Origin of the sequence: Nonomuraea zeae, from assembly GCF_005889725.1 — a bacterium.
In the GTDB taxonomy this organism is placed as follows: domain Bacteria; phylum Actinomycetota; class Actinomycetes; order Streptosporangiales; family Streptosporangiaceae; genus Nonomuraea; species Nonomuraea zeae.
Genome location: NZ_VCKX01000393.1, coordinates 1 through 9,901 on the forward strand (window position 1 = coordinate 1; position 9,901 = coordinate 9,901).

The following is a 9,901-nucleotide window of genomic DNA, read 5'->3' on the forward strand; positions in this document are numbered from 1 at the left end:
ACCCCCGGCCCCGGCTGATCGTCAGCGCGGGCCCACAAGCCGTCGGGCCGCGCCCGGCCCCGGCTGACCGTCAGGGTGAGCCGACCAAGCCGTCGGGCCGCGCCCCCGGCTGGCCCTCAGCGCCGGCCGGTCAGGATTCCGGTCGCTCGATGAGCGGCGTGTCCACCAGGTGCTCGATCAGGAACCAGGTCTGCAGCTCGCCGGTCCGGATGACGTCGGAGACCAGCAGGTCGTTGGTGCCGTCGTCACCCATCTCCTGCGCGCGGGCGGCCGCGTCGTGGCTGGCGATGAGGATGGTCTCGTGCGCCTCGATCAGGCGCGACAGCATGGCCGGCACCTCCTCGGCGCCGTTCGGCGGGCGCGGGATCACGGTGATCTCGGCCACGTGCCTCGGGTCGCCGATCGCGACGCCGCCGAGGGTCTGGACCCGTTCGGCGATCTTGTCCACCAGCTCCAGCTGCTCGTCCGCGTGCTTGTCCAGCAGCAGGTGCAGCTGGTAGAAGGTCGGCCCGCGCATCAGCCAGTGGTGCTTCTTGTAGAGGCTGTAGAGGATCTGCGTGTCCGCCAGGATCTGGTTGAGCCGCTGGCAGGAGTACATGCGCGCGTCACGGGTGAGCCCGAGCGGGAACATCCGCACGGAGCCGAACTCCTGGATCTCGATGCCGTTGACGTGCAGCCAGGGCTGGCTGTCCGCCTTGGGCCGGGTTGCCTTGGTCGAGCGTCTGATGGGCACGCGTGACTCCTTGGGATGCGGGCGAACGGGAACGGTCCCCATGAACCTCCCCTGCGCCGCGCCAAGAGTCTCTGCGAGTCCCCACAAAAGCCGGTCAAACGTCCGTAAGCCAGGTCACGGGCGCGGGAAGGCGGCGCGGTCCGGCTCGGGCAGCCACTGGCGGCGCGGGTCGTACGGCGGGCAGGCGTCCGTGACGTGCGCGGCGAGCAGGCCCAGCGTCGGGTGCGGATTCTGCTGGTGGCGCAGCAGCCACCACGGATAGACCGGTACGGGATCGACGAGCGGGAGCCGGACGGTGTCCGGATGCCAGGGCACCCGGGTGCTCTCGCCGATGAAGCTCACCCGCCGGTTCGCCGCGATCTCCTGGACGAAGTGCTCGTAGCCGAAGTCGGGCCCCGAGGTGTCCATCGTGATGCCGAACTCCGCGCCCAGGAAGCGGTAGAACTCGGCCCACTCGCTGCCCTCGGTGTTGCCGGGCATCCACGCGGTGGTGCCGGACAGCTCCGCCATCCGCAGGCGCGACCGGCCAGCGAGCGGGTGGCCGGCGGCGACCAGCAGGTGCAGCGGTTCGAGGTAGGCGGGCAGGGCGCCCAGGTCTTCCTCCAGCGTGCCGCTGATCCGGCCGAACGCCGCGTCGACCAGCCCGTGGGCGAGGGAGACGCGGGCCGTCCTGAAGCCGTCGGAGGTGACGATGTCGATGTCCGCCCCCTCGACGGCCTGGTGGAACGCGCGGATCAGATCGATGGAGGCCAGCCGGGTGTCCAGCACGTCCACCCGGAGCGCGCGCCGCCGCCCGCGCAGAGCCTCGAGCGCCTGGTCGGCGATGCCGGTCAGGGCGCGCGCGTGCGGCAGGAACGCCCGGCCGTCCTCGGTCAGCCCGGCCCCGTTGCGCGAGCGGAAGAACAGCCGCAGGCCCAGGTCGGCCTCCAGCTTCGCGATCCGCTTGGAGATGGCCTGCTGGCTGATGCCGAGCCGGACGGCGGCCTCGCTGAAATAGCGCTCCTCGGTGATGGCGACGAAGGCGCGCACCGCGCCCAGATCGAAGTCCGCAGGTACGGCCCCTTCGACAACTGTTGGTTGTGCCGAGTCGGCGTGTCGATTGTTGGACAACCAGGCCTTCTCTCGGGTCGAATGCTCCGCGTCGCGTCAGACACTACAACCAGGAGGCGTGGTCGCCGGTGAAATCCTTCGTACACCTGCACGTGCACACCGAGTACAGCATGCTGGACGGCGCCGCCAAGGTCGGCCTGCTGATGAACGAGGTGTCCCGGCTGGGGATGCCCGCCGTGGCGATGAGCGACCACGGCAACGTGCACGGCGCGTACGAGTTCTACCAGTCGGCCCGCAAGGCAGGCGTCAAGCCGATCATCGGCATCGAGAGCTACGTCGCCCCGGCCTCCCGGCGCCACCGGCAGGCGGTCTACTACAGCGACAACCTGGCGCTGCGCCGGTCCGACGACGACACCGGCGAGGGCGGCGACGTGTCCGGGCGCGGCCTGTACACGCACATGACGATGTGGGCGGCCGACGCCCAGGGCCTGCGTAACCTGTTCCGGCTGCAGACGCGCGCCTGGCTCGAAGGCCATGTCCAGAAATATCCGCGTATGGATGATGAGCTGTTCGCCGAGCACGGCCAGGGCGTCATCGCCACGACCGGATGCCCCTCAGGCGAGGTGCAGACCAGGCTGCGACTCGGCCAGTACGACCAGGCCGTCGAGGCCGCCGCCCGCTACCGCGACCTCTTCGGCGCGGACAACTACTACCTGGAGCTGATGGACCACGGCCTGGCCATCGAGCGCCGGGTCCGTGAAGACCTCCTGCGCCTGGGCCGGCGGCTCGGCCTGCCGCCCCTGGCCACCAACGACTCCCACTACGTCACCGAGGACCAGGCCGGGGCGCACGACGCCCTGCTGTGCGTCGGCACCGGCAAACGGCTCGCCGACGAGGCCCGCTTCCGCTTCAGCGGCAGCGGCTACTACGTCAAGACCGCCGAGGCGATGCGCGCGCTGTGGGACGACGAGGTGCCGGGCGCCTGCGACAACACGCTGCTGATCGCCGAGCGGATCGGCGACTACGGAGAGGTGTTCGCCCACCGCGATCTGACGCCGCGCTTCCCCGTGCCGGAGGGCGAGAGCGAGTCGAGCTGGCTGCGCAAGGAGGCCCTGGACGGAGCGCGGGAGCGCTACGGCGAGCACCCGTCGCAGGAGGTGCTCGACCGCATCGACTACGAGCTGTCGGTCATCGACGCCATGGGCTTCCCCGGCTACTTCCTCGTGGTCGCCGACATCTGCCGGCACGCCCGCCGGAGCGGCATCGGGCTGGGCCCGGGGCGCGGCTCGGCCACCGGCTCCATCGTCGCCTACTGCACGGGCATCACCCAGCTCGACCCCATCGAGCACAAGCTCATCTTCGAGCGCTTCCTCAACCCCGAGCGCGTCACCATGCCCGACGTCGACCTCGACTTCGACGACCGGCGGCGGGACGAGATGATCGACTACGTCACCCGCAGGTACGGCGACGACCGGGTCTGCCAGATCGTCACGTTCGGCACCATCAAGGCCAAGGCCGCCATCAAGGACTCCTGCCGCGTGCTCGGCCTGCCGTACGCGCTCGGCGACCGCATCACCAAGGCCTTCCCCGCGGCCGCGGGCGGCAAGGAGATCCCGCTGGCCGCCATCCACGACACCCGGCACCCGCGCCACGGCGAGGCGGCCGAGCTGAGGGGGATGTACGACCAGGACCCCGACGTCAAACGGGTCGTCGACACGGCGCTCGGCATCGAGGGGCTGACCAGGGGCACCGGCATCCACGCGGCCGGCGTGATCCTGTCCAGCGAGCCGCTGATCGACGTGATCCCGCTGGTCAAGCCCAAGGCGGACGGCCCGGTCATCACCGGCTTCCCCTTCACCCAGGCCGAGGACATGGGCCTGCTGAAGATGGACTTCCTGGGCCTGCGCAACCTCACGGTCATCGGCGACGCGATCGCGAACGTCCGCGCCAACAAGGGCATCGACATCGACATCCTGGAGGTCCCGCTCGACGACGCCACCACGTACGAGCTGCTGGCGCGCGGCGACACGCTCGGCGTCTTCCAGCTCGACAGCGGCGGCATGCGGGTGCTGCTGAAGCTGATGCAGCCCACCAACTTCACCGACATCGCCGCGGTGAACGCGCTTTACCGGCCGGGCCCGATGGAGATGAACGCCCACACCAACTACGCGCTGCGCAAGACCGGCAAGCAGCCGATCGAGCCCATCCACCCCGAGCTGGCCGAGGCGCTGGAGCCGATCCTGGGCGACACCTACCACCTGGTCGTCTTCCAGGAGCAGGTCATGGCCATCGCCCAGCAGCTGGCCGGCTACTCACTCGGCGCCGCCGACATGCTGCGCCGGGCCATGGGCAAGAAGAAGAAGGAGGTCCTGGACGCCGAGTGGGACAGGTTCTCGGCGGGCATGCGCGGCCGCGGCTTCTCCGACGAGGCGATAAAGGCGGTCTGGGACGTCCTCGTGCCCTTCAGCGGCTACGGCTTCAACAAGTCGCACACCGCCGGCTACGGCCTGGTCTCCTACTGGACCGCCTACCTCAAGGCCAACCACCCGTGCGAGTACCTGGCCGCGCTGCTCACCTCGGTCGGGGACGACAAGGACAAGATGGCCGTCTACCTGTCCGACTGCCGGCGGCTGGGCATCAAGGTGCTGCCGCCCGACGTCAACGCCAGCCAGCTCGACTTCGCCGCCGTCGGCGCCGACATCCGCTTCGGCCTGGGTGCCGTACGCAATGTCGGAGCGAACGTCGTGGACGCGATCGTCACCACGCGCGCGGCCAAGGGCGCCTACACCGGCTTCAACGACTTCCTGTCCAAGGTCCCGTCCGTCGTCTGCAACAAGCGCGTCATCGAGTCGCTGGCCAAGTCAGGCGCGTTCGACAGCCTCGGCCACCACCGCGCGGCCCTGGTCGCGGTACACGAGCAGGCCGTGGACGCGGTCATCCAGGTCAAGCGGAACGAGGCCCACGGCCAGGACTCGCTGTTCGGGGAGCCGGGCCAGAGCGCCGTCTTCTCGATCGCGATCCCGGAGGGGGAGTGGGACAAGGCGGCCCTGCTCGCGTTCGAGCGCGAGATGCTCGGCCTGTACGTCTCCAGCCACCCCCTCGACTCGGCGGAACACGTGCTGAGCGCCAACCGCGACACCACCATCGCGGGCCTGCTGGCCTCCGGCCGCCAGGACGGCGTGACCCGGGTGAGCGGCATCGTCTCCGGCCTCCAGCGCAAGGTCACCAAGCAGGGCAGCCCGTGGGCGATCCTCACTCTGGAGGACCATGACGCCTCCGTGGAGTGCCTCATCTTCCCCAAGACCTACCTGCTGTACGGGGAGGAGCTGGCCGAGGACCGGGTGATCTCCGTACGCGGCCGGATCAACGTGCGCGACGAGACGGTCAGCGTGTACGGCGAGGAGATCGTCCAGCTCGACGTCTCCGGCTCCGGCACCGAGTCGCCGGTGGTGATCTCGATCAGGGAGACGCAGCTCAATCCCCGGCTCGTGCGGGAGTTCAAGCACATCCTGAGCACCCATCCTGGACGTGCGCCCGTACACGTGTGCCTGCACCGGCGCGGCGCGGGGAGCGTGCTGCTGAACCTGGAGCCCTTCCACGTCGCCGCGGAGCCGGCCTTCTTCGGCGACATCAAGGCGCTGCTCGGCGCCGCCGCGATCGGCGGCTCATGAGCGTCGCCCCGGCCTGCCCCCGCTGCCGCGCCGGCGAGGTGCTCGCCGTCCTGCGCCTGCCGCACACCTGGGCGAACGCCTCGGGCGGCCCGGTCAGGGGGATGAGCGAGATCGTCGTGTGCGCCCGGTGCGACGCCGGCGATCCCCTCACCGGCCCGATCGTCGCGTACTTCGCGGCACACGATCAGGTGCGTCCCGAGAGCCTGGACCAGCTCGCCCGACCGCTGCGCCGCTGGCTCGACCGGGCCCGCCCGCCAGAGCCGGACGAGCAGGCACTGGAAGCGGAGATCGAGGCCTGGTACCGGGGCGATCTCTGACGGCCGGGGCGGACCCGGCTGCAAGCCCTGCAAAAGCTTGCAGCCGGGTTGCCGCCCGAGCGGCGTGACAGGAGCGGCACGGGCGGTAGGCTGAGCGGCGTGACTATGCGCCTCGCCGATGTCGCCGCTCAAGCGGGCGTGAGCGAGGCGACCGTGAGCCGCGTGCTCAACGGCCGGCCGGGCGTGGCGGCCGACACCCGCCAGGCCGTGCTGACCGCGCTCGACGTGCTGGGCTACGAGCGCCCCGTCAAGCTCCGGCACAGCCACACCGGGCTGATCGGCCTCATCCTGCCCGAGCTCAACAACCCGATCTTCCCCGCGTTCGCCCAGGTCATCGAGAACGCCCTGGGGCTGTCCGGCTACACGGCCGTGCTGTGCACGCAGACCCCCGGCGGCATCACCGAGGACGACTACACCGCCCTGCTGCTCGAACGCGGCGTCGCCGGCATCATCTTCGTCAACGGCCTGCACGCCGACTCCCGCTCCGACCGCGCCCGCTACATCCGGCTGATCGAGCTGGGCCTGCCGATGGTGCTGATCAACGGCTACCGCGCCGACATCGAGGGCCACTACATCTCCAACGACGACGTCGCCGCGCTCGACATGGCCGTCAACCACCTGGTCTCGCTCGGGCACCGGCGCATCGGCCTCGCGGTCGGCCAGGAGCGGTTCGTGCCCACCATCCGCAAGACCGAGGGGTTCAAGCGGGCGATGGCCGCCTACGCGGGCGTGGCCGACGCCTCCGACCTGGTGGCCAACACGCTCTACACGGTCGAGGGCGGCCAGTCGGCGGCGCAGCGGCTGCTGGAGCAGGGCTGCACGGCCATCTGCTGCGGCAGCGACATCATGGCCATCGGCGCGATCAGGGGAGCGCGCAGCCTCGGGCTGCGGGTGCCCGAGGACGTGTCGGTCGTGGGATTCGACGACACGCCGATGACGGCCTACCTCGACCCGCCGCTGACCACGATCCGCCAGTCCGTGCGCGAGATGGGCCTGGCCGCCGTCGCCGGCCTGCTGGACGAGATCCGCGGCCTGCCCGCGCCGCGCGGGGAGCTGGTGCACCGGCCGGAGCTGGTCGTCCGCCGTTCCAGCGCGCCGGTGCGGGCCGCGCTGCACGCCACCGGCTCCTGAGGCCCGCGCCCCGGCGAGCGGCACGGCCAGGGCAGCAAATCTCGGGGCATCGGTCTCAGGGGCGTCGATCTCGGGGGCACCGGTCTCGGGGGCGCCGGTCTCGGGGGCGTCAGACCGGATAGCCGGGCGTGAACTCGACCGGCAGCGCCTCCAGGCTGCGCATCTGGATGGACGAGCGCCACTCCAGCAGCTCGGGCGGCACCGCGAGCACCACGTCGGGCAGCCGGTCGAGCAGCGTCTCCACCGCGATGTGCGCGATGAGCTCGGCCAGCTCCGGCGCGGGATGCGGGCAGCCGTGCGCGCCGTACCCGAACGACATGTGCGCGTGATTGCCCACGGAGCCCCCGTAGAAGTCGGGACGTACCTGGGGGTCGAGATTGGCCGCGGCCAGGCCGCAGACGAGCAGGTCGCCGGCCTTGATCCGGCGCCCGCCGAGCTGGGTGTCCATGACCGGCCAGCGCCCGATGCTGATCTGCCCGGGCGCCTCCTTCCACAGCACCTCGTTCAGCGCCTGGCCGATGCTGCGCCGGCCGCCCGACAGCGTCATGGCGAACCGGTCGTCGGTCAGCATGAGCTGGAGCGTGTTGCCGATCCAGGTGGCCGTCGGATCGTGCCCCGCGGTCAGGGTCAGGAGCAGGTCCTGGGTGAGCTCCTCGTCGGTGAGCCCGGCGGGATGGGCGAGCAGCCGCGAGGGAAGGTCGGGCCCTGGGGCGCTCCGCTTCATCTCCAGCAGCCCGGCCATGATGTTCTGGACCCGCTGGTAGGCCTCCATCGCGGCCGGCCCGCCGTTCAGCGTCGTGGCCACCTCGCCGACCAGCGCGCGGGTGTCGGCGTCCGGCAGGCCGAGCAGCGAGGCGAGGACGAGCAGCGGGATCGGGTTGGCGTACTGCGCCATCAGGTCGGCCCGGCCGGAGCCGATGAACGTGTTGATCAGACCTTCGGTGACCCGCTCGCAGCGAGAGCGCAGCTCGAACTGGTCGGCCGCGGCGAGCGCGTCGCTCACGGCGCCCGCGCGGCGCTCGTGTGCCGCGCCCACCTCGAACAGCATCGACGGCTGGTAGCCGACGTACGCCATGAGGGGCCAGTCGGGCGGGATGTTGCTCCACTGGTTCCAGTGGCGCGAGTCGCGGACGAACAGCTTCGGATTGCTGAGCACGTACCGCAGCTCGCGGTAGCCGAGGACCAGCCAGCCCGGCACCTCGCCCTGGAGCAGCACCGGCACCACCGGGCCGTGCCGTCGCATCTCCTCGAAGGCCTTGGCGGGGTTCTGGTGGTAGTCCCTGCCGTACATGGGGAAGGCGCCCTCGAACGCGCTCTGCTCCTGCCCGCCCGGCCGGGCGGCGAACCACGAGGTGGCGTCGGTGGGATCCTGGAAATCGGTCATGAGGTCACCTGTCGGGCAGCGGACAAAGCATGTAGGTGGTTGACGAGCTTGATCAGCACGGCCTTGCTGGAGTCCCGCTGCCGCGCGTCGCACGCGATCAGCGGGACGTCACTGGCCAGGTCGAGCGCGCCCCGTATCTGGTCGAGGGAGTGCGTGGGCTCGCCGAAGCGGTTGTGGGCCACGACGAACGGCATGCCGTGGTGTTCGAGCCGGTCGATGGCGTACCACGAGTCGGCCAGGCGGCGCGTGTCCACCAGGACGACGGCCCCGAGCGTCCCGGTGAACAGGCGGTCCCACAGGAACCAGAACCGCTCCTGACCCGGCGCGCCGAACAGGTAGAGCACGAGCTCCTCGTTGAGGCTGATCCGGCCGAAGTCGAACGCGACCGTGGTCGTGGACTTCGCCTCCACGCCGCGCGCGTCGTCGATCTCGGCCCCTGCCCGGGTCAGCGTCTCCTCGGTGCTCAGCGGGCGGATCTCGCTGACCGACCGGACCATGGTCGTCTTCCCCACGCCGAACCCGCCGACGATCACGATCTTGAGCCCGGCGGCCGCTGTGCTCGCCAGCGGAGTCCGCGCGGCCAGTTCAGAGCTTCTCGAGTCCAACGAGCACCTGCTTCAGCAGTTCGGGGTCGGGCAGAGTCGTCTCGGCAGGCGCCGGACGCGGATTGCGGGCAGAGACGCGGCTCGTGTCGAGCAGGTCGCACAGCAGGATGCGGACGACGCTGACCGGCATCCGCAGCTCGGCCGCGATCTCCACGACCGCCGCCGGGCTCGTGCAGAACCGCAGGATCCGGACGTGCTCGGACTGCATCCCGGGAGTGGGCTCGCACTCGCTCACGATCAGCGTGACCAGGTCAAGACCGTCGTCGGTCACGTCGCTGCGCCCGCCGGTCACCATGTAGAGGCGGTCCGGATTCTCATCCTCCAGGCGCGGCGACATCAGAGCCGGCTGCTCGTCTGAGGCGTACGGGGTGGCGCGGTCAGATATTCGCCGATCTGCTCGACCAGCTCGTTCATGTTGTGGCCGATGACGCCCGGATCGGCGTCGTCGCCGGCCACCACGGCGAGGTGCGCGCCCTCTCCCGCCTCCACGATGAACAGCAACCCGCCGTGGAACTCGGTCATGGACTGACGCAGCCCGCCCGTGCCGTCGCCGAACTCGATGGAGGCCCCGTACGACAGGCTCTGGATCCCGGAGGCGATCGCGGCGAGCTGGTCGGCGCGGTCCACGGACAGCGCGGCGGTGTGCGCGAGCCGCAGGCCGTCTCTCGACAGCACCACCGCGTGCCTGGCCTGCGGAGTGCGCTCCAGGAGGTTCTCGAGCAACCAGGCGAGTTGCTGATCTGCGCTTCTCATCGAGATTCGTCCTCACCAATCTGTCGTGCCCTGCGTGCCTGGTGGAAGGCGGTGAACTTGGCTGCTGAGTCGGAAGGGGGCCGCGAGCCCCTGGGCTCCTGGCCGGCGGCCGGTCTCGGCGGCGTCTGCGCGGGCGAGGCGGCGGCCAGGGTCTGCCCGCGGCGGCGCCGCGGCAGCCCGTGCAGCTCCCCGTCCCCGGCCGGAACCGATTCCTGGGCCGGCGGCGCGGCAGGTTGGGGGGCGGCCTGCTGGACGGC

General features: G+C 70.7%; 10 protein-coding genes. 4 read left to right on the plus strand and 6 right to left on the minus strand.

What is annotated here, in order from left to right:
- Positions 1–130: 130 nt before the first annotated feature.
- Positions 131–733 (minus strand): Dps family protein, encoded by a 603-nt coding sequence (locus ETD85_RS56070; protein WP_240780056.1) that lies wholly within the window; start codon positions 731–733, stop codon positions 131–133.
- A 114-nt stretch (positions 734–847) separates the two neighbouring features.
- Positions 848–1,843: a LysR family transcriptional regulator gene (locus tag ETD85_RS56075; protein WP_138698013.1), complete on the minus strand. Its 996-nt coding sequence runs from the start codon at positions 1,841–1,843 to the stop codon at positions 848–850.
- 68 nt (positions 1,844–1,911) lie between these two features.
- On the opposite strand from ETD85_RS56075, the gene dnaE reads away from it, so the two are divergent.
- The 3 genes from dnaE to ETD85_RS56090 all read left to right on the plus strand — a co-directional run bounded on the left by dnaE (position 1,912) and on the right by ETD85_RS56090 (position 6,902).
- Positions 1,912–5,454: a DNA polymerase III subunit alpha gene (gene dnaE / locus ETD85_RS56080; RefSeq protein ID WP_138698014.1), complete on the plus strand. Its 3,543-nt coding sequence runs from the start codon at positions 1,912–1,914 to the stop codon at positions 5,452–5,454.
- Positions 5,451–5,771 (plus strand): DUF6300 family protein, encoded by a 321-nt coding sequence (locus ETD85_RS56085; protein ID WP_138698015.1) that lies wholly within the window; start codon positions 5,451–5,453, stop codon positions 5,769–5,771. The genes dnaE and ETD85_RS56085 overlap by 4 nt, the downstream gene beginning before the upstream one ends.
- A gap of 105 nt (positions 5,772–5,876) precedes the next feature.
- Complete coding sequence (locus ETD85_RS56090; RefSeq protein ID WP_138698019.1) at positions 5,877–6,902, plus strand: LacI family DNA-binding transcriptional regulator; 1,026 nt, start codon at positions 5,877–5,879, stop codon at positions 6,900–6,902.
- Between the two features lie 109 nt (positions 6,903–7,011).
- Here the strand turns inward: ETD85_RS56090 and ETD85_RS56095 are convergent, their stop codons facing one another.
- Genes ETD85_RS56095 through ETD85_RS56110 form a run of 4 tightly spaced genes read right to left on the minus strand, consistent with a single transcriptional unit; the run spans position 7,012 to position 9,644 of the window.
- Positions 7,012–8,286: a cytochrome P450 gene (locus ETD85_RS56095; RefSeq protein ID WP_240780057.1), complete on the minus strand. Its 1,275-nt coding sequence runs from the start codon at positions 8,284–8,286 to the stop codon at positions 7,012–7,014.
- Complete coding sequence (locus ETD85_RS56100) at positions 8,283–8,891, minus strand: GTP-binding protein (RefSeq protein WP_138698016.1); 609 nt, start codon at positions 8,889–8,891, stop codon at positions 8,283–8,285. The genes ETD85_RS56095 and ETD85_RS56100 overlap by 4 nt, the downstream gene beginning before the upstream one ends.
- A complete protein-coding gene (locus ETD85_RS56105) occupies positions 8,872–9,228 on the minus strand; it encodes a DUF742 domain-containing protein (RefSeq protein WP_138698017.1) in 357 nt (118 codons plus the stop codon). The genes ETD85_RS56100 and ETD85_RS56105 overlap by 20 nt, the downstream gene beginning before the upstream one ends.
- Positions 9,228–9,644, minus strand: coding sequence for a roadblock/LC7 domain-containing protein (locus ETD85_RS56110; protein WP_138698018.1), 417 nt, complete (start codon positions 9,642–9,644; stop codon positions 9,228–9,230). The genes ETD85_RS56105 and ETD85_RS56110 overlap by 1 nt, the downstream gene beginning before the upstream one ends.
- Before the next feature lie 57 nt (positions 9,645–9,701).
- On the opposite strand from ETD85_RS56110, the gene ETD85_RS65255 reads away from it, so the two are divergent.
- The coding region (locus ETD85_RS65255) for a hypothetical protein (protein ID WP_206059513.1) at positions 9,702–9,901 on the plus strand (200 nt) is incomplete at its 3' end.